A 25,379-nucleotide genomic window follows, 5' to 3' on the forward strand; every position below is an offset into this window, starting at 1 on the left:
AGGGTCCTGACGGCTTGTCTAGCCTTTGGAGGGTTTCTCTCCTTCGGCCCTATTCTGGAAATCAAGCAGGCCGCTTCCCTGCAGCAGGGCATCCCGCATCCGCCGTATATCGGAAAGCAGTTCGGCGTAATGCGTCCCATAGGTGTTAGCATCCCTGACCATGTACTCAGAAAGCAGCGTGTACACCTTGTCCAGGGAGCGGGCCATCTCCAGCGGGGTGTCTTCTTCTGTGAGCACCTGGAGCAGGGGAGCCATATCAAACATACTTTCAGCAGCACTCCTGTGAGTCACCAGCTTGTAAAAGGGCTTCTTTATTTCCGGGGATGGTGTGGACTGTTCCATGATCTCTATTTTCTGTTGGGGTATCTTTCTTTGAGTTCTGTCAGCTTGGCCCTTGCCTCCTTCTCTGACCACGTGAAGCGCACCAGGCAAAGGTTGGCGGCTTCTCTGTTTGTCATCATATTGGCTTCACGCAGTTTCAGGATATTCTCCCAAATCAGCTGCTGCACCGGCATTTCTTCAGGCTCCTCCACGTTCTGTCGGGTATCATTGAGTTTCATGACTTGCAGAAACTCCCTTGCCCACACCTCGTGTGTCTCCCGCTCCTCTTCCGTAAAGGCATCGCAGTAAATCCAGGCACCGTTGCGGTAGATTTTCACCTCGCGCATCTTCTCCCGCTCCGCTGTTTTGTAGGTCTTGAAGCCAACCGTGTACCTGGCTACCTGAGTGCTGTTTCTGGGCTGTATGGTCTTCTCCATGGGAATGGGTTATAAGTTGTGACGGATGGCTAAAGCTCTGTTCTGAAGAATGTGCGTCAGGTCCTGTACACGCCCGCGCTCGTCCCTGGACTGCAGCGTCTGGGCCCCTTTGCTGATGGCAACTTTCACAGCGCGCTGCCTGGTGGTGTAGTCGAGGCTGCTGGCCTTGCAGATGAGCTGCCCTTCTCTGGTTTGGAATGTTGCTTTCATAGCTCTTAATGTTCTATATATGGAACACTTTCAAGATTAAAAAAGGGCTTACTCTCATTGCCCTTGCTTTATTTATTATACGTTGTAGTTTACAAACTGTTCTATATATAGAACAGTTTAAGCAAATATTTTAATCTTCTTTTTTCTGAGGCCGCTTATGTTCGATAGGGTAGTCGATCAACCTGGCGGGAGGAAACTTATCTGTGTCTATAAAGCGCTTTGTGCTCCCGTCTATTTGAGGCACATCCTCTGCATCCAATACACCTCGCTTAATCCTCCTGTTAATGGCAGTAGGAGAGACACCGCACAGCTCTGCATATTTGTAAGGTGTGACGTATCGGGGATGTTGTTCTTCTGCCATATTGGAAGTGTTTACGACAAATTTACTTTATGTGTTCTACATATACAACCTGTACAACCTGCGTTCAAAGACTCGTATTTTGCACTAACATAGAGCAGCGTATCGCTTTCTTTCCCCTTTTGTAAATTTAAATTCTAATTTCAAGGCATGATCAAAGTCAAACATCCGAAACCGGCAAAGAACCAAACACAGGAGGCTATGCTGGCGCAGTTCCCAGAGGCAGAGCGGCGCTTTCACGAGCTGATGTTCAGCTATGGCAACGCTGTCTACCGCTATCACCAGGCGGCAGCGGAGCACGAGCCAACGCATCAGGAGTATGAAGAGTGGCTGGAAGGCCTGCCCGAGAACGTTTCCAGGGATATGGCCGCTAAAGGATTCGAAAGGTGCAGCACAGTGCTCTCTTTCACCAGGTATGTGAATGAAAAGAATGATGTAGGGCAGGAGGAGTATGTGCGCGGACTGATGGGGTCTGAGCAATATGCAGCGTATAGGAGTAAGACTGAAGGAGCTGATAGTGAATGCTCCTCATGAAAGGTAATGAGTATAATGATGTTCATTAACCTATGATTCTTTTATATCTATTTAGCTTAACCACATGATTGAAGTCAAGCACCCAGAACCCTCCCGTAATACAGCACAGGAAATAATCATTAAGCAATTCCCGGAGGAAGAGCGGCGCCTTCATGAGTTGTTTTTCAGTTATAATAACGCTTCCTATATCTATCATCTGGAGCCACCAGAGCAAGAGCCTACGCACCTTGACTATGAAGAGTGGCTGGCTGAGTTGTCTGAACCGATAAGAAAGGCGTTGGAGATAAGGGGGGTTGAAGAATGCCGACTGCTTCCAGACTTTATAAGGTACATCAATGAAAAGCGGGACCTTGAGGAGGAGGAGTTTATCTGTAGCCTGATGGGCAGGGAGAACTATCAGGAATACAAGGCGCTTATGGAATAAATACACATATGAGGATAATGATAAAACCTCATGAGCAAAAGTAAACTATAGCTTGCAGTAGTTTACTTCCAGCCCTGTAACTAATCTAATTGCTTTCCTTTCCCTTTTGTAAATCTCATTGTAGATATAATGCTCGCACAGGAAATCAGAACTATAAAGGTGCCGCAGAGGCTGGGTCTTACGCTAAACCAAATCGGAGAAGAGCTGCAGCTCACTAACCAAACGCTCCTCGTAAATATCAAACGAGCCCCCTCGCACCGCCTCTACCTGAAAGCCTATAAAGTGGGTCCGAAAGAATACCGGGTGTACTGGGAAGACCTGGTGGACTTCATCGAGCGCAACTACGTTGGGGCGGAAATCAAATACACTTAACAGAATGATATTGCTGGACTTACAAACAGGCTATTGGCTAGCGGCTTTCCCTGACTTCAAATCAGCTAAAGCTTTCGCAGAAGAAAGACAGAGGGAACGTGCGAAAATAGTTTACTGCGGAAGCATCCAGTGGGTATGGCCCATGGAGGTGACGCGGTGGCCAAAGCAAATCCTAGGGGAGGGCTACATGGATTACCGCTACAAAGAAGAAGAGTACCTGGTGCGTCATCAGGGAGAGCAGCCACCCCCTATCATCGGCGGAGCACTGGAGTGCATCAGGCAGACTGCTGAGATGCTGGCCAGAAGGCAGGGCTTTATGGCCGAGTGTATTGTGGTGGAGAACAGATGGTAAGAGATTAAAAAGAGAACAAATCAAGGATTTTAACCAATTGACAACTGTATGGAATCAGACGAAATCAAAAACTACTACATACGCACAGACCAAAACAGATGGGACAGCTCTCCATTCATCCTTGGTTACGAGGTCAAACTTTCAAACAACCCTGCCTTACAACATGCCATCTGCAAGCAATTGGCAGGCGTTTACCCAAAGTGGTTTAAGTTCTCAGGATGGTGCGAGGGGTGTGCCTGCTATATAGTGCCTGTGCTCCCCAGCAAAGAAGAGTACAGCGAATATGAAAAATCAATCTTGAACGGCACCGACCACAAATTAAAATTCCCAGGTATAGTTAAAGATGTGCCTCTTAATTTTACGAGGTGGGTTGAAGAAAATCAATATATAGAGAACGTGCCTCAGTTCGTTAAAGACAACTTTACTAATGGGGACATTACCCAAGGTTTAGTCGCTCATTCGTAAACTTCTCTTCTTCCTCAAAGCTGAAGCCATCCTGCTCCTGACATGGCCCACCAGCTGGCAGTGGGAGAAGGAGAAGCTGCGGCGGGAGTATGAGGAGAGGTTTGGGTGATCAAACCGCGGTAGTTATATAAATTTTCCACTAACTTTGCATCCCTGCTTTGCAATAGTTTACCTATAGCTTAACTTTGTGTCACGAAATTGCGTAAAATACCCTGTAGATAAGTTCATAGAAGAGTTTCCTCAGTTCAAGGATGCTGGGGTGACTGTTTACTTAGACACAAAGAATTTAAAGGAGCTTGCTCCTGTGATACAGAAAAACGCAGATAAGTTTAGGCGCATTCTACATGTAATCTTCAGCTTCCAGTATAATAACGCTCTTTACAGAAAGGAAGGGCACACTAATAAGACCAGGAATGTAACTGCCATGAAGTTCTTAGGCGGAGCCAATGAACGAATCTACTGTAAGGAGTTCTTCGACGGCGAAAAGAAAATCGTTATGATAACTGCCCTGGCTAAGAAAGTACAGAAGAATGACAAGTCTATAAGAAATTTAATAGAGCGTATCGGCGACTATGAATATGAATTTGAATAACCCAAATAACAGTACAGAGCAGTTGCTACAGTCCCTCTCTGATGCTTTGACCTTCAAAAGCGACGAGGACAAGCGGCAGTTTGAGGCTGAAATGATAAACCTGGACCTCATGCACCTGCTACAGACAGCGATGGAGGATAAGGGCATAAACAAGGCCCAACTGGCCGAGGATCTAAACACCAGCAAGAGCTATATCACACAACTATTCAGTGCAGACAAGTTGCTAAACCTGAAGTTCCTTGCTAAGGCACTACATGTTTTCAATGCCCGGCTTTCCGTATCGTTGGAGTATAACGACGTAGACTACAGCGGGCTTCCTGGAGTTGACGAGTACAGAAACAAATATGAGACGCTTCGGTCTCAGATGCGGATAGTAAGGGAAGACGAAGAAGACTACAAGCTATCTAAACCTAAACAAAAACAAAAAGACGTTAGCATCGCATCATGAGAATTGAATCATCTGATCTTGTTGTGAATAAGATATGGGTGCATGCCGGTTTTTTTGTAACTGTTTATCCGGATCCACCCACAACGCGCAGCAAGCCTAATTTTGATATTCCTTTGGATGCCGATTATGAAATACATAAAACCGGCCGATCATACACGCTGAGGTTGGAGATAAAAACCACAGAAGAGGAAGAACACCAAGATTCCCTTGGTTACCGTTTCTCTGTGTTCACGGAAGCAGTCTTCAGGATTTCAGGGCGTCAGTCCAAAGCACAGAAAGACTACTTCATTCAGTATTCAGCATTAGCATTACTGATAGCTCATATAAGAGGATACCTAACAAATATAACTTCCTATGGATACTATGGACAGTATATTCTTCCAGCCGTCGACCTCAACGTTTTAGTAGCAGAACACAATAAAAAAACCTCGCTAGCCTCCAAGGCAGAAAAACGAGCCATACCACAAGAATTAGAAACATCAAAAAAAGGGAGCCGCTAAGCTCCCTTTTCTATTTCAAGCCACCTACCACCAAGGTGCTTTTACCGTTTTAACCTTGCGTTTAAAACGCGAGATGTTTAAGCGCCGTAATCAGATAGTATTAATGAGCCGTTGGTACAAAATAAAAGCAAAAGCCACCTAGTAGTAGGTGGCTTTTGCTTTTAGCTTCAAGTAGACCGAGAGATAAGGTTACTTCACATAAATAGGTCTTATTTCCCCGTTTTTATCCTAATAATAGCGGCCCGGCTCTAACAGATAGCCCTGTACCATTGCTTTACCTAGCGCTTCGCTAATAGGCTGTACAAAACTGTGACAGCCAACAGCAGCCCCTCTGAGGATCTGCTCCTCACTCATGCCTGTCTTTTCTTTTAGCCTTGCCATGGAGGAGCCTTCATGCCTTAGCACATCGTCTAAGCGCCGCTTAGCCGACTTATCTAATATAGAATGTACATTTTAAGCTTTTGTTGGATTAGGGGCAGTGAAAGTACAAACCTAACCCTCTAGCCCTTATTTCCTAAGCACCAGGTGAAAAATTTATGATGACAAGAGCCTGTCATTTCATTTAATGATGAAACTGAAGAAAATATGCGTCAGCTGATGGGCACAGGGTGGCGCCTGCTTTGCGCGGGTGGGAAAGTCACTGTTCTGACAGCTGCAGAACACAGCACAGCGCAGAGAGGCAGATGGCGGAACGGTGGCCAACGTACGGGAAGCACTCTGGCAAATGAGCAGCATTTGCCAGAGTGTTGGACGGTGGAGCAAAGCTTGCCGGGGAGGGGCTGCCTTTCCCGCCAGACATATGGCAGGCAGTAACGTTTTTTAAAGAGCGTTTGTAAAATGTTATAAGCTGTAATACTGACAGCTCCCTTGCTTAGCTAGAGACTTTTGGAAATCAGCAAGTCAAAAGGAGGAGTAGAACCTAAAGGGAATAGCTGCCCGGTAGCGGCAGGGGAGGTGGTGCTTTCCTTGTCGTTATAGGCAGGGTGGGGTAAAGTCTAGGAGATGCACCAATAGCGCTTCCAGATAATATAGTTTGCCCCTTATATATCTATATCAGGAAGACCTGATACACATCAGCCTTCTTTTGTGCATTTATTGAGATTTTTGATACATATCATTAACTATATATACCAAGGAACAGCATCCCTAGTTCACATAGTTAATGTTTAACCTACTGAAGAAGGAAAATATTGTGTACTACTTCTATTATGAAGACAAACCGTTGGCTTTTTCAATTCGCGTTATAACTCTGCTTCTATTCCAAATCTAGGAACACACCTTACCCCATACTGCTTTGCCGGGTTTTTCTGTTATAAAACTTGACAAATTGCCCAGGTTAAGCTTTCATAACCTTAACTTTTTCTACTAAAAAGAAGCCCTCCGTTGGATTTATAAAGGGCAGAATGGCGGGTATGGATGTAAAACCCTATTTTTGAAGTACAAAAAACAGATGGTTGAATGCCCGAGAGTCAAAATGTTGAGTGGAAGGTTAGCTGGCGCGACGAGTATCTGAAGTGGATCTGCGGCTTTGCCAACGCCAAGGGCGGCAGGATCTACATTGGCAAGGACGATGATGGCCACGTTACTGATGTTTCTGATCATAGGAGGTTAATGGAGGATATTCCTAACAAGGTGGTAAGCCACTTAGGGATTATCTGTGATGTGAATCTTCATGAAGAGGAAGGTAAGCACTTTATAGAGATTGTTGTGCCTCCCTATGATGTACCGATTTCTTATCACGGAAAATACCATTTCAGGAGCGGCAGCACAAAGCAGGAGCTCAACGGCGCCTCCCTCAATGACTTTCTGTTGCGCAAGGCGGGCAAAACCTGGGACGACGTAGTAGAGCCCAGCGCTACTTTACAGGACATTGGTGAAGCCGGCATTGAGGCCTTTAAGAGGGTGCCGGCAACAGCAGGCGTTTGCCTTCCGCGGCGGATGATAGCACGCAGGAGCTGCTAAGAAACCTGAGGCTATTGAAGGGAGAGGACCTGAAGCGGGCGGCACTACTGCTTTTCGGGAAGGATGTGCGGGCATTCTTCCCCACGGCTTATGTGAAGATTGGCCGGTTCGGCAGTACAGATGTTGACCTGCTCTTCCAGGACCTGGTGCAGGGTAATGCTTTCCAGCTGGCTGACCTTACCCTGGAATTGCTGCAGAAGAAGTACCTCATGGCTCCTGTTTCCTACCAGGGACTTCACCGCATAGAGGGTTCTGAGTATCCGTTTGAGGCACTCCGCGAGATCCTGCTCAACGCCATTGTGCACCGCACATACACCACCGCCCCTATCCAGGTGAGTGTCTATAACGACCGACTCATCGTCTGGAATGAGGGAACACTGCCAGACAACCTGTCAATAGAAGACCTCAAGCGGAAGCACCCGTCGCTTCCCAAGAACCCAGTACTGGCGGATGTCTGCTTCAAGGGTGGCCTGATCGAAGCCTGGGGCAGGGGTACTGTGAAAATCATGGAGGAGTGCCGGCGCTCAGGGCTCCCTGAGCCTCGTATAGAGACTGTTGCTGGCGGTATTTCCGTCACACTTTTCAAGGACATCTACACAGAGGAGCTTCTGAAGGGCCGTGGCTTAAATGAAAGACAGGTGAATGCCCTGCTGCACTGGAAAAGCGAGGGAAAAATCCAAAACAGCTGGTACAAAGAAAAATTTTCTATAGCGGACAGAACCGCTTTAAGGTATCTGACAGAATTAGTAGACAAAGGGCTGCTTGTTAAAGTGGGAGAGAAAAAGGCGACTGTCTATATCTACAGAAGCTAGTATGTCGGATAAAAGTCTCTAATGTCGGATAAATGTCGGATAAGATCGCTTCCCTATAGATAATTGTCCGCGTAAGAGTTGATTTGCAGATAAACCAAAGAAGTATAACTGCCGCCCATTTTGCTCTGTGCTATCAAGAGCATATAGTACCAGCCTCTAAGAGAAGCTGTATGAGAGAGGTGTTAACTCTTAACTAGTTCATCTGCGGCGGCGGCAAAGAAAACTAGCAGCATTTGGCGGAGGGCAGGATGGTGGGGGCAAAGCGGCTGCAAAACACCCCTTGAGAAAATGTCTTTTGATTCATCTGCCTTCCATTCCTAAAGACTACTTGTTCATTAATGAAGGGAAAAAGAACGGCAGTAGTAGTAGTTAAACTGGTGCAAATCCATTCTCGCCCGCTGTTGCCTAAGTATTTGTGAACGGTTTTTTGTAAAAAAGCTATGACACAGGTGGAACAATAACTAACAGATAAAGGCACATACTGAAAGAGCTGAGGTGTGTCGGAAATGGGTGGTAGTTGGTACGCCAACAAGGTTGTTCTATTATTCCGCTTCCTGCACTATCAATTGGGGCAAATTGCCACTACCTCCCCTATGAGGACGTTATGATAAAGCAAGCCCAGGAAGGAAAATCAGATTGTAACACTCAACCTCCTGCTCAGGTCCATCATTTCCACCTCCACCCCGGTTTCTTCCCGATTCAGCCAGAAGTTATCATTTATCAGTTGATCGATTTCTATATTTATGAAAAACATGGGAATCAAGAAGAGGCTATCTCCATGGGCTCGAGGTGGAGTTTATGGCCCACCTCTGAAGACTCCCCTTTAGTAAAGCTGACGCAGGGGCATGTTTTTGAAGAAGCAGTAAAAAGGAAGAAGTAGTAAAAGAAGGAAGCTGAGGATTTCGGAGATGCTACAACATGAAAGGTGGAAGTACTGCTTAAAGTATTTTCTGTACTGTCAGGATGAAGAGCAGAAGGAGGCTATTTTTTTGAATTGATGCTGCAGCGCGACCAGACTGGATAACTATAGGGGCAGCAGCAAGTTCTTCTAACCAAATGATGTTTTAAATGAAAAAGGCGACAAACCAAGAAGTACAAGGAGTGTGGAGGTGGCTAAAATGGACTTTTGCCATCAGCATCAGTGTTTTCCTTTACCTCTTACAGGTGCTGATAAGCCTAATGGGAGAACCCGTTGACGTACCCTTCTGGGGCTTCATTCTGATAACATTTTCAATACTCCTGCTCTGGTTTATCTTTGAATGGATTCACTATCAACTACATGCTGTGCAGGCAAAGCCAAGTGCGAAGCGGCTCCTGCTGCAGGTGGTGCTAAGTCTTTCCGGTGGGATGCTAGTCTTTCTTCCTGCCTACCTCCTTGTAAAGCAGCTTGAAAAAAACGGTATAGTAGCAAAGGGTGCTATAGAAGGGGAGGTGGTGATTGTGCTGTTCGTGGTTTGGCTGACACTGTCCATCCTGACGATTAGCATGCTGTTAGGCAGCTATCTGGTTATTCACTGGAAGCAGTCCGCTGTAGCGTCACAAAAGCTTCAAAAGGAATCAGCACTGGCCACTTACAATGCGCTTAAAAGCCAGATAAATCCCCACTTTATATTTAACAGCCTTAATACACTGCACGCCCTTATCCATGATAATCCAAGAGAGGCGACTTTGTTTCTGGAGCAGCTAAGCGACATACTGCGCTACACGTTGCAGAACCGAAATAACGAGGTGGTGTCTGCCCGGGAGGAACTTTCCGTTACAGAAACATACCTCCGACTCTTCAAATCAAGGTTCGGTTCTTTGTTCCACTACGCCAAAGAAAGCGGTGAACTCCCGGATGGACTTCACTTGGTTAGCCTTTCCCTGCTTACGCTTGTGGAGAATGTTTTCAAGCATAATGTGCTTTCAGAGGAGGCGCCTCTCATGATTGAGATAAGGAAAGAGGCAGATTACCTGGTAGTGGAGAACACGAAAGGAGCGGCCAAAGAGGCGACATACTCCTTAGGTGTAGGCTTGAGTAACATCAGGGAGCGCTATCGTTCCCTGGGAAGTGAACCAGTGGTTGTTGAAGACACAGCCAGCTACTTCCGAGTTAAAATTCCGCTGCTACACATTATGGCTTATGAAGATTTTAATCATTGAGGATGAAACAGCTGCTGTGAATCATCTCCGGCGATTGATGCAGCGCTACCTGCCCGAGGCAGAAGTGGTAACTGTACTGCAAAGTGTTGCAGGGGCCATTGCTTGGTTCAGGTCAAATCCTTCTCCTGATTTAGTGTTGATGGATATCGAACTGACAGATGGCAGAAGCCTGGATATTTTGCAGAAGGTGCAGGTGGAGGCCGATGTTATCTTCACCACCGCCTATGAGGAGTATGTGCTACGGGCCTTTGACTTTAACAGTGTCGATTATCTGCTGAAGCCAATAAAGGAAGAGAAGTTTGCCCAGGCTGTTCAAAAATTCCGGCAGCGGCATATCAAACAGCTAACGGTTGAAAAGCTGGCAACCGCCTTAAAAAGAACTGAATCACCGCATACCTTGTACAAGAAACGGTTTCTGGTAAAAAAAGGCATTAAGCTGCTGAGCATCAAACAGGAGCAGGTAGCCTATTTCTGCCGTGATGAGTACGTGTTTCTGGTGACCAGGCAGGGAGAAAAGTTTCCTGTCAGCCAAAGTCTGGAAGAATTGGAGGAGGTGGTAGACCCAGCTGTCTTTTTCAGGCTGAACAGAAAATATATGGCGCACATAGAGGCTATCGCGGAAGTGGAAGGCTACAGTAAGTCCCGCCTGCGCATTGAGCTTCGTCCCCCTAACAGGGAGCCCCTTGTCATCAGCCAGGAAAGGAGCCGCCTTTTCAAGTTATGGATGGAGAGTGCCTCCTGAAGCTTTTCTCTTTCCAGGAGGCGGAAGTTTTATCGCAGCCTTAACATAGTGCCCCCCACATTGGGCCAACTACAGAGTGCCCTATACCTCATGAGGACAGCCTGTGACTTTTCGGGATATAGCTTCATTCATGGAGGCTCCTACAGAGATATAAATGACCATTAAAACTCCTGCTTATGAAAAATCAAAGACAAAGAAGTGCTTTTTTAAAGCAAGGCTGGCCCCAAGTGCTTCTGGCTATCGGAATGTGCACGATGATAAGCTGTACTCAGAGGGGACACCTTTCAGATACAGCTTCTTTAACAGCCAGGCAGTTCCCAGCATCCCCAGCACTTGATATACACCGGATTGAGGCGGTGGCTGACTCTCTCGCTTATGCGCACATGGCCGAGGACTTTATGCCCGGCATGACAGTGGCCGTTGCCAGGGACGGAGATATCCTCTTTTCCAGGGGGTATGGCAAGGCAGATGTAGAGATGGGGGCAGATGCCAGCCCCGAAACAGTATATGCTATTGCCTCCATCACCAAGCAGTTCACGGCTGCCGCCATCATGCGATTGGTAGAGCAGGGAAAGATGTCCCTTGATGATCCTATTACCCATTACCTGCCCGACTATCCTGTGCAGGGCCATCACGTGACTATCCGGCACCTGCTCAATCACACCTCTGGCATTAAGAGCTATACAGAACTGGATAGGGAGGCTGACCGGAAACGCAGGCTCGGCCTCTCCTATGAGGATATGATCGATTTGTTTGCGAAGGAACCTTTTGACTTTCCGCCAGGTGAGCAGTTCCGGTATAACAACAGCGGGTATTATCTACTGGGTCAGATTATTGGCAGGGTGACCGGCAGGCCCTATGAGGAGTACGTGGAAGGGGAGCTGTTGCAGCCACTAGGGCTTCATTATACGCTATTTGGAGACCCCGGGCGGCTAAATCCTAAGCGGGCAAAAGGGTACAAATACGAACGGAGCAAAGAAGGAAAGCTTTTTCCTGCCTTTCGGGTCAGGATGCAGGGGGATGCAGCAGGCGGTCTGTCCTCCACTGTTGGCGATCTGATTCGCTGGACCCACCTGCTGCATAGCGGACAGGTGGTCTCACAGGAGTCGCTACAGCAGATGACATCCCCGACAATCCTCCCTACAGCCCCCCCCAGGACCTATGGTTTCGGACTGGACCTGGCTAAGCTCGAGGATCACGGAAAGGTGGTCCATGTAGGGGACACAGAGGGCTTCAACGCCTCCCTTGCCCACTACCCCGCGGATGGGCTATCAGTGGTCGTACTGGCCAATTCAGATGATACGCAGCATGAAAAGGTGGAAGAGTTCCTGGCGAGAGCGGCATTGGACCTGAAGATACCACAGGTGCCTGACCTGCCGCTGACGAAAGAGGAGGTTGGCCGCTATGATGGTACCTATGCCCTGCAAGTGGGGAAGAGAACTGCTGAACTGCGGGTGCTTGCAGAAGCAGGAAAGCTGAAGGTGCAACTTGGTGATGGGCGGGCTTTCCGGCTGCGCTTTCAAGGGAATGACTCATTTGTTCCTGTCTTTGATGACAACACGCGGCTTGTTTTCATTATGGAAAACGGCCGCGCGGAAGGAATAGAACTTCACCAGGGCGAACGGGTATCACAGGGCAAACGGAAGCTTTAGAGCGGATATTGGCAGGTGCTCTGAGCCAGGGGAACCACCTTGTTGGCCTTTAAACTTTGAGAACTCTGGTTATAGAAGCTGCTTTTAACAGCGCCTGTATAGCATGCACTGCTTCACCCTTCCAGGGGAACTGATGGTCAATTTGTCACTGAATCACCTTCTCCGGAACTTGCACCCAGGAAACTGGTACCACAAGCTATGGGACCAGTTCTTGCTCAGTATTCTGTTGAGTGAGTTGAACCAGCTGACTTGCAAGCTGAGGGACAAGTTCCCGCTCTTGGTTGTAGGGCAGGCACCACTTTTTGACATATAAGACTATTGGCATATAAGTTACCAAGGCACAGCCATGTGAGCCTCCTTTGATTTGGGATGCATATTACTGTTTCGTCACATTTTTTAGTGCTTTCATCACCTACAGTTGAAGTCAATCTAAATGTTGTCTAATCTTACTGAAAACAGAGATAGTGCTGTTAAAGGGCAAAACCCTGTCTGCGGTGAAATCTGACAAAAAAAATATGAAATTAACCATCAGGGATGTTACTAAGACCTATCGAAACGGGGTTCAAGCGCTAAAAAATGTCAGCCTTACCATTCCCTTAGGAATGTATGGTCTTCTTGGACCTAACGGCGCAGGCAAGTCTACGCTCATGCGCACCATCGCTACGTTGCAAGAACCGAATCAGGGCAGTATGATGCTCGATGACATGGACGTGCTTCGCGAGAAAGATGCGATGCGGCGGGTGCTAGGCTACCTGCCACAGGAATTCGGGGTGTACCCGAACGTGTCGGCAGAGGAGATGCTGAACCATTTTGCTGTGCTGAAAGGCATCAGTAATTCCAGTGAGCGCAAGGAAATTATTAAAGCCCTGCTACAGCAAACTAACCTGTATGAGGTGCGCAAGAAGAACCTGGGAAGCTACTCAGGCGGTATGAAGCAACGCTTCGGTATTGCGCAGGCCTTGCTGGGCAGCCCGCAAATTATCATTGTGGATGAGCCCACCGCTGGCCTTGACCCTGCCGAGCGCAACCGCTTCCACAACCTGCTGAGCGAGATTGGGGAGAACGTGATTGTGATTCTTTCCACCCACATCGTAGAGGACGTGACGGACCTGTGCCGCAACTTCGCCATCATCAACAAAGGGGAAGTGCTGCTGGAGGGCGACCCGCTGCAGGTAATCGACAGCATCCGCGGCTGCATCTGGCGCAAGTTCATTCTAAAGAGTCAGCTGGAAGCGCACCAGTTGGAGTATGATGTCATTTCTTCCCGCCTCTACGCCGGGAAGACCATTATTCACGTGCTCTCTGACGTGCAGCCGGGAGCAGAGTTCGAAGCCGTAGCACCGGATTTGGAGGATGTGTACTTCAGCAAGATCCACGAGGCGGGCAAACGGGAGAAGAGACTAAAGAAGAATTGATTCTAAAATAAATGTGGAGCAGGTCCATTCTTCACGGTTAGCTCCTGTTTCATTATTAACAAGAGAGCCATGTTCAAGGAAATCTTCTTATTCGAGCTCAGGTACCGCCTCAGGCGCCCGGCTACTTATGTCTACTTCGTCCTGCTGTTCCTGATGGCCTTCTTGGTGATGCTTAACTTAGGAGGTGCATTCGGAAACAGTTTTATACTGGGCGATGCCAGTGGCGGTAAAGTTTACGCTAACTCCCCCTACCAAATCAACTGGCTCATCACCTTGCTCAGTTGGTTTGGCGTGCTCATCACCTGCTTCATGATGGGGACACCCGTTTTCAGGGACTTTGAGTACAAAACGCATTCGCTCTATTACACCACCCCCATCTCAAAGGCTGGGTATTTGTTTGGCCGCTTCTCAGGTTCCTTCCTGATCACCCTGCTGGTTTTCCTGGGCCTAGCTGCGGGTGCATTCTCAGCTACGCTTATGCCCTTTATGGAAGCTGAAAAGCTTGGTCCGTTCAACATCATGTGGTACCTGCAGCCTTACCTGGTCATTGTTATTCCCAACCTGCTTTTCACAGGTGCTGTTTTCTTCGCACTGGCCACGCTCACGAGGAGCGGGCTCTCCATTTACGTGGGCGGGGTCATTTTCCTGGTGCTGTACGGGATTGCCCGCGGCCTGACCGGCGACCTGGACAATGAGACGGTTGCCAACCTGGCAGATCCCATGGGGTCTGCTGCTATCTACTACACACAGCGCTACTGGACCACGGCAGAACGCAACACCATGATGTTGCCGCTCAGCTACCACCTTATTGCCAACCGCACCCTATGGTTGGCGATAGGTCTTGCCGTTTTAGCTTTCTGTTATAACCGTTTCAGTTTTTCGTTTGCCAACGCTGGAGACAGGCTTTTCAACAAGCGCACAAAGGGTGACACAGCAGGGGGAGTTGTGTCAACAAGACGCCTGGAATTACCTGGGGTAAAACAGCACTTCTCTTTCTCCCTGAGCCTGAGGCAGTACTTCAACCTGACAAAGCTCGAGTTTAAAGGCATTGTGAAGAGCGCTTACTTTGTAGCTATTGTAACAGCGGGCGTTGTCTTACTATTTGTGATGGGCACTCAGCTGGGCAAGATATACGATACGACAGTATTCCCGGTAACCTCTGCTGTGATACGGCTACTGAACGGTACTTTTGGCTTGTTCATCCTCATCATTATCACCTTCTATTCAGGAGAGTTGGTATGGCGGGAGCGAGACCTGGGTTTGAACCAGCTTTATGATGCCTTGCCTGTCCCAAACTGGGTGCCTTTTGCCTCCAAGCTTTCTGCCCTGATGCTGGTGCAGGTGGTCCTGCTTCTTGTGGTCATGTTCTGTGGTATCACCATTCAGACGTTTAAAAGCTACTTTCAATATGAGTTTGATGTCTACTTAAGAGGCCTGTTTGGCATTGAACTGATAGAGTACCTTATGCTATGCGTACTGGCGATGCTGGTGCAGGTGGTGGTAAACAACAAATACATGGGCCACTTTATCATGGTGGTGTACTACCTGCTGAATATCTTTATGGAAGAGCTGGGTTGGGAGCACAACCTGTACTCCTTCAACTCCGATCCGGGCATCTCTTACTCTGCCATGAACGGGTACGGGCACTTTGTCTGGCCCTTCATCGTCTACAAGGTATACTGGGCTGCCTTTGCCTTATTGCTGGCTGTAACCGGCAACCTGCTCTGGGCAAGAGGAACGGAGACCGTGCTCAGGTGGCGCGTTAAAATAGCCAGCATGCAACTTACCAGGTCCACGCTTTTCGTGGCAGCCGCCGGTTTGACGGTTTTCCTGATTACAGGTGGGTTTATCTTCTACAACACCAATATCCTGAACACATACCGGACTTCCAGCCAGCAGGAAGAACGCCAGGCAAACTACGAGAAGAAGTATAAGAAGTACGACGGTATTCCGCAGCCACGCATCACAGATTTGAAACTGAATGTGGCCATTTACCCGGAGGAACGGGATTTTTCTTTCAAAGGCCATTATTGGATGAGGAACAAGCACGAGAGGGCCATAGACTCTGTACACCTGGCTGTTTCAGATGAGGCAGACATTCGCCGGATGGAGTTTGGCAAGAAAGCCACACTCGTATCGGCTGACAAAGAAACGGGATACTATATCTACAGGCTGGCCCAACCCCTGCTACCCGGAGATTCTATTCAGTTGCACCTGGACCTGCATTACGGCACCAGGGGGTTCCGCAACAGTGGCTCCAACAGGGATATCGTGTACAACGGCACGTTCATTAACAACAGCTATTTACCAAAGATAGGATACCAGCCCAGCTATGAGTTAAACCAAGACGGTGAGCGCAGGGACTACGGTCTGCAGCCGAAGCCCTCTATGGCTGACGTAGCCGATTCCGCGGCCCACATGAACAACTACTACAGCAATGACGCCGACTGGATAAACTTTGAGGCCATCGTCAGCACCGGGGAAGAGCAGGTTGCCATCGCGCCGGGTTACCTGCAGAAAGAGTGGACGGCAAACGGGCGCCGCTACTTCCACTATAAAATGGATGCACCCATTCTGAATTTTTACGCTTTTCTTTCAGCAGACTATGCCGTGAAAAAGGACAAGTGGGTGGGCAAAGACGGCAAGGAAGTAGCCATCGAGATCTACTACCACCCGGGCCACGAGTACAACCTCGACCGCATGGTTAGGGCTTTGAAAAAATCCCTAGACTATTTTACCACCAACTTCAGCCCCTACCAGCACCGGCAGTTGCGCATTGTGGAGTTTCCGGGATATAGATCCCTGGCACAGTCTTTTCCGAACACAATTCCTTACTCTGAATCAGTAGGCTTTATAGCGGATGTAGAGGAGGATGACCCCCAAAGTGTGGATTATCCTTTCTATCTAACAGCGCACGAAGTAGCGCATCAATGGTGGGGGCACCAGGTAACCGGCGGTGATGTGCAGGGTTCCGTGCTCCTGTCAGAGACCATGAGCCAGTACAGTGCCCTGATGGTAATGAAGCAGGAGTACGGTGAAGGAATGATGAGGAAGTTCCTTTCGTACGAGTTGAACTCTTACCTGGAAGGCAGGACAAGCGAGACGCAGAAGGAGCGGCCGCTGTACAGAGTAGAGAACCAGGATTACATCTACTATAGGAAGGGAAGCCTGGTGATGTATGCACTCGCAGATTACATCGGAGAAGACAGGCTAAACGCGGCGCTGCGGGATTACATAAAAGAGGTTGCATTTCAGCAGCCTCCCTACACCAACTCCATCGAGTTTATGCAGCACATCCGTGCCGCCACACCAGACTCACTGCAGTACCTGGTAACCGACATGTTTGAAAAGTTAACACTGTATGAGAACAAGGCCGTTGATGCTGCATACAGGGAACTAAAGAACGGCAGGTATAAGGTCACACTAACCGTGGATGCTAAGAAACTTTATGCGGACAGCCTGGGCGTTGAGAACGAAGCGAAGATGAATGACTGGATAGACATCGGAGTATTTACCCGCGAGAAGGTCAACGGCCGATGGAAAGACAAGCCGCTTTACCTGGAAAAGCACCAATTGAAGTCTGGGAAGAACAAATTTGAGTTCATCGTGAGTGAGAAGCCGGAGAAAGCAGGTATTGACCCCTATAGCCTGCTGATAGACCGAAACCCGAAGGATAACATTACGACATTGATGGTCAACTGATAGGGTAGTCCTTGGCTACCTTTTTATTTTTACTATTTACCACAGCCTTTAGTGGAGCTATTTTTAATTATCATAAAGCCTGCCTTGTTCTATATGCGAGTCTGATGTTCACCAGGACCGCATATAGTGTAAGTTAACTATTGGTGGCTGTTGCACAACTCAGCTTTTAGCATGATCTTCTTACAACCTTTATTCAGAATATGCATAAAAGGCTCCTCTCTTTGATTGTGGGCAAGCGACAGGGGTAGGCCAATAGCTGAAGATAGGAGCATGTCGCTGCTCCCTTTCCATTGCTACTGTCATGCTCACAGACTTTTTCGGTTTGTTCCTCAGATACTTTCTTATGTTGAAGGCAGGGCCACCGGCATTCCTACCATTAAAAGGGTACTGGAAAGCAACTGTTCCCCTCCGCCGACATTCCGGATGGATAATGAACGCACATTTTTCGAAGTAGAGCTTTTCTGTCATCTGGCCTTTATAAAGGCAGTTTGGTGGGAAACGACCAAGTTAACGACAAAGCTGGCGACCAAGCTGAAGAGGAACTGGCAAAGGAACTACAACCAGAGCATCTGAAAGTTCTATATTATGCGCTGAAGCCAGCTAAACGAAAAGATATTCTGGAGGAAGCACTGGGCCTGGCCAACCACACAGACAATGTGAGGCGCTATATTAATGCTTTATTAGAGAAGGGGCTATTAGACCAGACTATCAAGTACCGGCCCAACAGCCCCCTGCAGCAATATGTAACAACAGGGAAGGGACGGGAGATGCTTAAATACCATCGACTTTAAATACCCTCACTTAACATAAGAATACTTATATGTAAAATTTATATATCCGATGAAGAAATTAGATAAATTAAAAAAGGTATGATAGCCATATATCTAAGATTAATGTAGAGAATGGAGGGTTAACTATATAGAGGGAGCCTTATTTTTTTACTTTCATTTCTATTTCATAGTATTCACCGTTTGTATCTTCATTTATTTTATCAACTGTTTTCATTACAAATCCAGAAGGAGTATAATTTGAAATCTTATATCTTCCATTCCAATCATCTTCGAGTACACCAGTTATTGTTAGAAGATTATTTTGTGAATCCAAACTATAGGTTCCTCTGTCAATAATTTCTTTCATTTGTCCATCATAATAATAAAATAACATCTGATTGGAATCTATAAATTCTAAATGGTGTAACTCATCCTCCGAGTAAGTTTCAAGTAAAACCCCCTGATTATTAAAAAGTTTACCAGTAACATTAACCTGCCATTTTCCAATAATGTTTAAATTAGTGGTTTTAGTGGTAAAAACAATTGGACTTCCCTCTATATGTTTCTTATTTTTATCCAATATTTCTACAGAAGCCTTAAATGTACCTGAACTAGACGGTAAGGTCCACAGTGCACTTCCGAACCATTCCTCCCCATCAACAGATCCGGTTCTTTCGTCAATTGTAATTGTTTTGGTCTGATTAGTGATTTTTCCATTTCCTTCTTCAACTATCCAGTTCACCGATAACAATCTATTTTCAAAAGGTATTGTTCCTTTAGTTAATTCTTTAAGACTTACCTGAATAGGCACCTGTTCTTCCGCCTTGTATTCTTCTTTCAATTCAATTGCTGGTAGCATAGTAAACTGTCCTGGTATAATCGCTCCATGATGTAGTTGTATGGAAACAGTATGCTCTATTGGCAAAAGGAATGCCTCAATTAAATTGCTTACTTGTACTACATCACTAGTATTCCATAATACAATTATAGTTGTTGTTACCCAATGGGCCTTAAATGCTATAGCCCTCGCAATAAAGGCAGTCACGGCAATCCCAGCGATGCATTTTTCGCTAGTCAAAACATCTTTTGAGATACCAAACGCAGCATCAAACATTGCTTCTTGTACCTCATCGGCCCCAGTTGGTGTGGTTTTCGCCTGAATCAATATACCGTTCAATGCTATACCTACTTTGTTTACTATTTCTTCACGACAGCCTGCTCCATTGGCTTTTAAATATTTGTCAAGTGCTGCTCCTAGCACTATAGAAAGGACTTTCTCGGTCGCAGCAACACCATTCTTAAGTTCGGCATCATTGGTATTCTGGGTCAATCGCAATTCGTAGTATCCATCATCATTATTGCTAAGACCTTTTCTTTCATGAAATCCTGGCTTAAAAGGTCTGGGGCCCATAATGAAGTTACCAGATTTTGATTTATTATCCGAGATCAAAAGTACATCCACATAGCTGTGCACCTGGTTGTCAATTACGTTTTCATCTTGTAATATCCAAGTAGCTGGGTCTCCTGGGTTCGGGCCTTGGCGTATTCTACCGCCCTCTTGGCTATCTGCTAAATAAGATGTGATAATGATTTTATTCAGATCAGAAAGACTCTTGACGAATTTAGGGTCAGTTGAATATATCTGACTTCGATTTTGTAAGAGTCCATCCACTACCGCTACCAAAGATTTGAAAGCGTCTGTTGTAATTGCATTCGCTTCAAATTCACGTTGTTGATTTGGCGTTAACTCGCCATAGGTTGGTATCAATTCGAAAAGCGAAATAGAAACTGAGGTTGCATTTACTTCTACTTCGGCCATTGAAGAATCTACCCTCACTGTCGCCAAAAGATTGCCGGATGCTTTATCGGTAAAATAAAGCATTGTTGCACCATTATTTGGTACAATCAAACTCGGATCGCTATTTATTGATGTAGAGTCGGTAAAACTATATCCATTGACATTATTAAAATTATATTTGCTATCAACTTTAATAGTCACCTTACGGCTTCCGGGCGGAATAACTTTTTCTACCTGAGGCGGAGTTGGCTTTACACTAGGTTCAACGGGATCGGAGCAACTAGTTATAGTCAATAAGAAAAAGAAATAATAGTAAAGTCTTCTCATATTTTTATAGATATAAAGGCAAATTAGATGTAGAACAGTAATTTTTTAAGTAAATTTATTTAGGTGCTTTATATGGTTGGAAACAGCAAGATTTAAAACTTAAAAAGAGGCGTTCACATCTACTATTTAATAATAGTTATTTCCGGCTCAATTTAGGAAAAAATAAAGGTGATTACAATGCTAAATATCTAAAAAAATCAGTAAATACTTCAAAAATTAACCAATCTTTTGTATGAAGTCGTATGATTAATGAATAAGTAAACACTTGCTTAAAAATGGCAAACAAAGATCTAAGTATTAATTTCCCTCTGCCAGGTCTGGTAGCATACAGGCTTTACCAAATATAGCAAATTACAAAAGGGAAGTAAAAATATAACGAAAGCCAGAAATTACTCTCTACTTTACATAAAAGTAGTTATGACGCATCCCCCCAGAGGCTGGAATCGGGTCAGTTGTTTTAGTACTTTCGCGGGAGAGGGAATAGTCTACTAATTACTTTTTATTCCTTTGAGTATCGTATGTTCGAGTCTCCAATTCTAGTTATACAATCAAAGTTGGGCGACTAACAGAAACTTAAAAGGTAGCAATGAAGAGTGATAACATTATGGAAAAGGAGTTTGCGATATATGCATTCATTAAAGCTGTTAAAAAGCAGTACTTCGACAGCTTTATTAATGATGGGCAGATATGCATGAATACTGCAAAATGGTTTAGAGAGTATGAAGAAACCGATGATAATGTAGGAGATGCGGGAGAAGGTGCCATAGCTTCATGGGGAAGCGGATTTACTGTATCAGTTGGAGATCCTATTGAAGAGTACACTTTAGAAGAAAGAATAAAGGAGACGCGAGATGAATCAAATAGGGTAGACTTTGGCCCTAGTTCAAATTTTATGCTGTTCAATGGCGAAGATGCAAACATATTAAGCTTGTATGCCATTACTACATTAAATTCTAATGTTAAAGAACACAAGCATTTTGTGCCCGAAAAATTTATTGATGAATTCTCAGATCATAGATTCGTCCTTATTTTTAATCCATGTGAATTTGTCGATAGAATAAGAAAAAGGTTAAACATCCTTAATAAATCATTAGAAGAAAAAATGGTTAAATATTATCCTGTTGATGATAAGATGAGAGGTAACCTAGACTTTTTCTGCAAGCAAAAACGGTATTCTTATCAAAATGAATATCGATTAAAGTTCAATGATGAAAATCCTAAAATGCAGATAATAGATGTTGGAGCTCTTAATGACGTATGCTTTGAAATTGATTTAAATAACCATATTTATAATATGGTATTTACCACTACTAAATTGACATTAATGAGGAGTGGTAACGTGACGTTAAAGAAAAAATGATAGGACACACATAATTTTAGCTGCTTCTGCTTATCATAACCTGGCTTATAATGCAAACAAGTAAAAGGCTCCTCATAACGGGGAGCCTTTGCTTGTTCTATAATGATAGTTATAGGTGAAACCCCTCCAGAGGCTGGAATCGGGGGATAAGGTTTTGGTACTTTCAGAGGGTCTGGGAATTGTCTGTAGGTCTGTTTATATTAAGTAAAGGGAAAGAAAGTAAAGTCCGGGGCCGTTGGTAGCGGCTAAAACACCCGAATCATCCAGGGCTTCTGCTAAAACGCTAGGAATTAGAAAATTATTCTTTATATTACTCTATACATCCTCAAGTTAGCAACCACTATTCAAAGTAATCATTATGAATCGTATTGTACTACTAACAATGTTCGCCTTCTTCTTTGGTGGATCTCTCCAAGCACAGACATACAAAGAACAATACACGAAATGTTCTCAAATAATGAATGGAGTAGATGTTGAAGACCCAAACTTTTTTACCCAAAAGTATAAAATGCTTGACTGCCTGATTGGCAGTAATGCCCCTGACTTTAGTGTAAAAGCTCTGGATGGGGAAACACTCGCACTCAAAAATTTAAAAGGACAGGTAGTAGTAATCAATGTCTGGAATACGGGTTGTAAGCCTTGCATTGCGGAAATGCCGGCTCTTAATGAAATAGTGCAAATGTATCAAGATAAGAACGTAACATTCATTTCCATTGCACCCGAAGAAGATGAAGAACTAATAAGAACATTTCTGCAGAAAAGGCCTTTCAATTTTACCCCTGTGGCAAATGCACGAAAGGCGATAATAGAAGACTTTATTACCGAGCAAATCTACCCCTATACTATGATCATAGACAAGAATGGAATAGTTAAAAAGATTATACTGGGAGGTTCAGAAGATAAGGAGAAAACTTTTAAAAGTATTTTACCACACATAGATGAAAGTTTATCAAAGAATTAATAGCTGTTGCTAACACAATGTAAATCCAACCCTTGCTTGGATACTAGCTTTGCATACACCCAACCATAGCCCAATAACGACTTTTATGTTTAATAAAAAGGTAACTGAACGGGTACTCATGCAGCGGTAGCATTCTGTTTCCTTTAGTTTCGTTAAAAGAAATAAAGCTGTTATGATAACTAAAAGCTGGTAACATTCGGCGCTGATGGGGTTTCTGTGGCGGGTGTGTTCGATATCTCAGACGCTCATCAGGATGTTGTTGTCTGCCTCTATGCCCCCCTATTCATCAGGTTGATCTTATCCTTGAGCGTAAGGAGCATGCTTTTCAAGTTCCTCCTTATTTTGGCGACCAGGTGCAGCAGCTTAAGGTCGTAGGACAAGCCGGTGGAGCCTTTCCCCATGGTGGATATCCTCTCTAAGACCACTGTGGGATTATTCCCTGAGGTTATCGCAGACAGGCAGCTTCTTGAAATCGATGTTGTAGTGGCTTATCTGTGTCATCTTTTACCTCCTTAGAAGGTTATCATTCTTACTTTACTACCACTATCTGGCGCCTGTACACCTTTCCTCTGGAGGAAACCAGCGCTATGTATATTCCAGAAGCCAGCAGATTCAGATCAAGCTCTGTTTCTTTGAAGTGTGGCTGTTTCGTTAAGACGGTACTTCCATACATGTTCACGATACTAATATGTTCTACCGTTTCCTCCGAACGTATCACCAGAAAACGAACAGTTGGGTTAGGATAAACTTTTAAAATCCTTTTCTCTTCTTCAGATATGCCTGTAACTGACTCCTGTACATCATTGATGGAGATGACAAGAGTTTCTTTATGTATCAGGCCTCCGCTATCTTTAGTCTGCACATGAACATGGTAGCTGCTTTTGACTTCATAGTCAAAGATTTCGGATGCCTTTAACACATTCCCTTCTACAGTGAAATAAGCATTATCACTGTTCCCCTCATCCGACAAGGTATATGCATGGGTATCGTTGCCATCCGGATCGGTGCTTGTGAAGCTGCCTATAGCAACATCCTTCGCATTGTTCTCATCTATGTTATTTTTGTTTATTGTGATAGCTGTTGGCTGTTCATTTACATCTTTTACTGCAATCTCCATTTGTCGCTCCAATGAAAGGCCGCGCTTGTTCATAGATTGCAGGCGAACGTTGTAAGTCTTTTTCTGCTCATAGTCTAACACTGCGGCTGTGTTAATCTTGTTTCCGTTGATGGTGAAGGAGGTGTTGTCGGTATCGCCCTCTCCGGCCTTTAAGCTATAGGTAAAGGAGTCGTTAGGGTCATCAGAAGCAGAAGACAAGTTTCCCACAAGCGTTCCCACCGGTTGATTCTCCTGTAACTCCCCTGCTGAAAAGCTAACACTAGCTGGGGCACCTACAGTAAAATTATGTGTTACTTTCTGTCCGTTGTAGGTTACCTCGTAGCGCCAGACTCCATAGGGGGCGTTTGCGGGGAGGATGTACGTCCAGTACCACCAGCTAGCACTATAACTACTTGGAGAGGTGAGCGTCCAGCTTTGGAAGATCTGATTACTGGGAGTGTAAACAACGTAATTAGCACTAGTTTGAACCAATTGGTCATGGAAATAGGATGCAAAAAGTACATGCTGTCCCCGCTGAAAACTGTTCTCTTCATTTATAACTTCCAGTGCAGGACATAACTGGTCATTGTAGTTGGGAGCAGCAGAGTGCGTCATGATTTTATTAATAGTTGGCTCCCGATAAGCCTTCTGATCCTCCCAATACGTGTCATTACCGTTTAAAGTGTTACATTCTCCTGCAAAAGGGTCTATTCTGTTGGCGGCATTATAAGTAGTGCTTTTATAAACCTCAAAATGAAGGTGAGGCGCCGTAGAACTACCGCTACTTCCAACAAACCCAAGGAACTCGCCTTTCTCAACTGTTTTCCCTACTCCTTTTAGGGTAAGGGTGTTTTTCTTTAAGTGCCCGTACCAAGCTACTGACCCGTCTGCATGTTGGACGTATATCGCGTTCCAGTTGCAGTTGGAACACATGGTACAGTTCTCGTCTGTGTTTTGATCTTCTTTTCCAATAATGGTACCAGCCTCAGCTGCTATTACCTGCACCTGATTCTTGCTCTGCATGACTCTGGCAAAAGGCCACAATTGAATATCTGTGCCAGTATGGTTATAACCTGAAGCAATATCATAAGTTCTGGTGCCACAGTTATAGTCTATCAGCTTACTTGGAAAATCGGGATCATGATCGACATAATTGGTGATAGCGTAGTAGCTAGGGTCGCTAAAACCCTGAGACTGCTTAAGGGGCCAGGCAAAGGCAGCTTTCTTTGCCCTTTGCCCATCAGAGCTGAGACGTCCCCGCTCGCGGAGCATTTCGCTATTTGTGTCCAGCATTTGCACAATATGTTGACGCTGCTCTCCAGAAACACAGTTAAATACAGGAGGGGTATACGCTCCACCTCCTGTCGGCTTCTGCTGCTGGGCAAGTGTGATGCTGGAAAGCCAGCAAATCAACAACAGGCTGATGTAAAACTTTTTCATATAACTTCAGCTAATGAGACGCTTTTGAGATTTATAGCTCTTTTCGAGCTTACTGCTGTGCTAACAACTACCAGTTCTTATGGGGTAAACTATTTCTATTCAATGTAAGGAAAAGCTTCCCTTACACTAACTTCCTTTCAGGTATTCTTCTTGACAGCAGAACTTTACCAGTGAAGTAAAAGCAGGT

Annotated in this window: 25 protein-coding genes and 1 pseudogene; 19 read left to right on the top strand and 7 right to left on the bottom strand. The window is 45.5% G+C overall.

Translation table 11 applies throughout. The features are described 5' to 3' along the window. Positions 1-18: 18 nt before the first annotated feature. The 4 genes from ACFS7Z_RS19790 to ACFS7Z_RS19805 all read right to left on the bottom strand — a co-directional run bounded on the left by ACFS7Z_RS19790 (position 19) and on the right by ACFS7Z_RS19805 (position 1,329). The gene (locus tag ACFS7Z_RS19790; RefSeq protein WP_377488340.1) at positions 19-342 is read right to left on the bottom strand and encodes a hypothetical protein; all 324 of its coding nucleotides are present in this window, start codon (positions 340-342) and stop codon (positions 19-21) included. 5 nt (positions 343-347) lie between these two features. Beyond that, complete coding sequence (locus ACFS7Z_RS19795; protein WP_377488343.1) at positions 348-758, bottom strand: hypothetical protein; 411 nt, start codon at positions 756-758, stop codon at positions 348-350. 9 nt (positions 759-767) lie between these two features. Continuing rightward, positions 768-968: a hypothetical protein gene (locus ACFS7Z_RS19800; RefSeq protein ID WP_377488346.1), complete on the bottom strand. Its 201-nt coding sequence runs from the start codon at positions 966-968 to the stop codon at positions 768-770. A gap of 130 nt (positions 969-1,098) precedes the next feature. Beyond that, positions 1,099-1,329, bottom strand: a complete 231-nt coding sequence (locus ACFS7Z_RS19805; protein WP_377488349.1) for a hypothetical protein — start codon at positions 1,327-1,329, stop codon at positions 1,099-1,101. Positions 1,330-1,476: 147 nt separating this feature from the next. Between ACFS7Z_RS19805 and ACFS7Z_RS19810 the strand changes: the two genes are divergently transcribed. The 17 genes from ACFS7Z_RS19810 (at position 1,477) to ACFS7Z_RS19890 (ending at position 18,231) form a co-directional block, all read left to right on the top strand. Next, positions 1,477-1,860, top strand: a complete 384-nt coding sequence (locus tag ACFS7Z_RS19810) for a hypothetical protein (RefSeq protein WP_377488352.1) — start codon at positions 1,477-1,479, stop codon at positions 1,858-1,860. Positions 1,861-1,924: 64 nt separating this feature from the next. Then, a complete protein-coding gene (locus tag ACFS7Z_RS19815) occupies positions 1,925-2,284 on the top strand; it encodes a hypothetical protein (protein WP_377488354.1) in 360 nt (119 codons plus the stop codon). Between the two features lie 129 nt (positions 2,285-2,413). Beyond that, entirely contained in the window at positions 2,414-2,656 is a 243-nt protein-coding gene (locus ACFS7Z_RS19820) for a hypothetical protein (RefSeq protein ID WP_377488357.1), read from the top strand. Between the two features lie 4 nt (positions 2,657-2,660). Next, a complete protein-coding gene (locus tag ACFS7Z_RS19825; protein WP_377488360.1) occupies positions 2,661-3,008 on the top strand; it encodes a hypothetical protein in 348 nt (115 codons plus the stop codon). A 48-nt stretch (positions 3,009-3,056) separates the two neighbouring features. After that, positions 3,057-3,473: a hypothetical protein gene (locus ACFS7Z_RS19830; protein WP_377488363.1), complete on the top strand. Its 417-nt coding sequence runs from the start codon at positions 3,057-3,059 to the stop codon at positions 3,471-3,473. Between the two features lie 187 nt (positions 3,474-3,660). Next, positions 3,661-4,065 carry a hypothetical protein gene (locus ACFS7Z_RS19835; RefSeq protein WP_377488366.1) on the top strand — a complete coding sequence of 135 codons (405 nt, stop codon included), beginning with the start codon at positions 3,661-3,663 and terminating at the stop codon, positions 4,063-4,065. Beyond that, positions 4,046-4,513 (top strand): helix-turn-helix domain-containing protein, encoded by a 468-nt coding sequence (locus ACFS7Z_RS19840; protein WP_377488369.1) that lies wholly within the window; start codon positions 4,046-4,048, stop codon positions 4,511-4,513. Before ACFS7Z_RS19835 ends, ACFS7Z_RS19840 begins: the two co-directional genes overlap by 20 nt. Next, positions 4,510-5,013 (top strand): hypothetical protein, encoded by a 504-nt coding sequence (locus tag ACFS7Z_RS19845; RefSeq protein ID WP_377488372.1) that lies wholly within the window; start codon positions 4,510-4,512, stop codon positions 5,011-5,013. Before ACFS7Z_RS19840 ends, ACFS7Z_RS19845 begins: the two co-directional genes overlap by 4 nt. A 1,458-nt stretch (positions 5,014-6,471) precedes the next feature. Further along, positions 6,472-6,975, top strand: coding sequence for an AlbA family DNA-binding domain-containing protein (locus ACFS7Z_RS19850; protein WP_377488375.1), 504 nt, complete (start codon positions 6,472-6,474; stop codon positions 6,973-6,975). A gap of 14 nt (positions 6,976-6,989) precedes the next feature. After that, the gene (locus tag ACFS7Z_RS19855) at positions 6,990-7,787 is read left to right on the top strand and encodes an ATP-binding protein (protein ID WP_377488378.1); all 798 of its coding nucleotides are present in this window, start codon (positions 6,990-6,992) and stop codon (positions 7,785-7,787) included. Positions 7,788-8,391: 604 nt separating this feature from the next. Next, positions 8,392-8,667, top strand: a complete 276-nt coding sequence (locus ACFS7Z_RS19860; RefSeq protein ID WP_377488381.1) for a hypothetical protein — start codon at positions 8,392-8,394, stop codon at positions 8,665-8,667. A 188-nt stretch (positions 8,668-8,855) separates the two neighbouring features. Then, positions 8,856-9,929 carry a sensor histidine kinase gene (locus tag ACFS7Z_RS19865; protein WP_377488384.1) on the top strand — a complete coding sequence of 358 codons (1,074 nt, stop codon included), beginning with the start codon at positions 8,856-8,858 and terminating at the stop codon, positions 9,927-9,929. Further along, positions 9,910-10,671, top strand: coding sequence for a LytR/AlgR family response regulator transcription factor (locus ACFS7Z_RS19870; RefSeq protein WP_377488387.1), 762 nt, complete (start codon positions 9,910-9,912; stop codon positions 10,669-10,671). Before ACFS7Z_RS19865 ends, ACFS7Z_RS19870 begins: the two co-directional genes overlap by 20 nt. 356 nt (positions 10,672-11,027) lie before the next feature. Next, a complete protein-coding gene (locus ACFS7Z_RS19875; RefSeq protein ID WP_377488390.1) occupies positions 11,028-12,323 on the top strand; it encodes a serine hydrolase domain-containing protein in 1,296 nt (431 codons plus the stop codon). Positions 12,324-12,838: 515 nt separating this feature from the next. After that, positions 12,839-13,738, top strand: a complete 900-nt coding sequence (locus tag ACFS7Z_RS19880) for an ABC transporter ATP-binding protein (RefSeq protein WP_377488393.1) — start codon at positions 12,839-12,841, stop codon at positions 13,736-13,738. 69 nt (positions 13,739-13,807) lie between these two features. Further along, positions 13,808-17,440, top strand: a complete 3,633-nt coding sequence (locus ACFS7Z_RS19885) for an ABC transporter permease/M1 family aminopeptidase (protein WP_377488396.1) — start codon at positions 13,808-13,810, stop codon at positions 17,438-17,440. Positions 17,441-17,931: 491 nt separating this feature from the next. Further along, positions 17,932-18,231, top strand: a complete 300-nt coding sequence (locus ACFS7Z_RS19890) for a Fic family protein (protein WP_377488399.1) — start codon at positions 17,932-17,934, stop codon at positions 18,229-18,231. 139 nt (positions 18,232-18,370) lie between these two features. Here ACFS7Z_RS19890 and ACFS7Z_RS19895 read toward each other — a convergent pair whose 3' ends face one another. After that, positions 18,371-20,335 (bottom strand): hypothetical protein, encoded by a 1,965-nt coding sequence (locus tag ACFS7Z_RS19895; protein ID WP_377488402.1) that lies wholly within the window; start codon positions 20,333-20,335, stop codon positions 18,371-18,373. A gap of 586 nt (positions 20,336-20,921) precedes the next feature. On the opposite strand from ACFS7Z_RS19895, the gene ACFS7Z_RS19900 reads away from it, so the two are divergent. Together ACFS7Z_RS19900 and ACFS7Z_RS19905 are read left to right on the top strand one after the other, a co-directional pair. Beyond that, positions 20,922-21,695 (top strand): hypothetical protein, encoded by a 774-nt coding sequence (locus tag ACFS7Z_RS19900; protein WP_377488405.1) that lies wholly within the window; start codon positions 20,922-20,924, stop codon positions 21,693-21,695. A gap of 358 nt (positions 21,696-22,053) precedes the next feature. Beyond that, entirely contained in the window at positions 22,054-22,656 is a 603-nt protein-coding gene (locus ACFS7Z_RS19905; RefSeq protein WP_377488408.1) for a TlpA family protein disulfide reductase, read from the top strand. Positions 22,657-22,896: 240 nt separating this feature from the next. On the opposite strand, the pseudogene ACFS7Z_RS27440 reads toward ACFS7Z_RS19905, so the two are convergent. Both ACFS7Z_RS27440 and ACFS7Z_RS19910 read right to left on the bottom strand, forming a co-directional pair. Continuing rightward, a pseudogene (locus tag ACFS7Z_RS27440) lies at positions 22,897-23,021 on the bottom strand (IS982 family transposase); the annotation flags it as partial. A gap of 164 nt (positions 23,022-23,185) precedes the next feature. Further along, positions 23,186-25,192 carry a cadherin domain-containing protein gene (locus tag ACFS7Z_RS19910; protein ID WP_377488411.1) on the bottom strand — a complete coding sequence of 669 codons (2,007 nt, stop codon included), beginning with the start codon at positions 25,190-25,192 and terminating at the stop codon, positions 23,186-23,188. Between the last annotated feature and the right edge of the window lie 187 nt (positions 25,193-25,379).

The sequence above is a fragment of the Pontibacter toksunensis genome (genome assembly GCF_042686245.1).
Taxonomy (GTDB): domain Bacteria; phylum Bacteroidota; class Bacteroidia; order Cytophagales; family Hymenobacteraceae; genus Pontibacter; species Pontibacter toksunensis.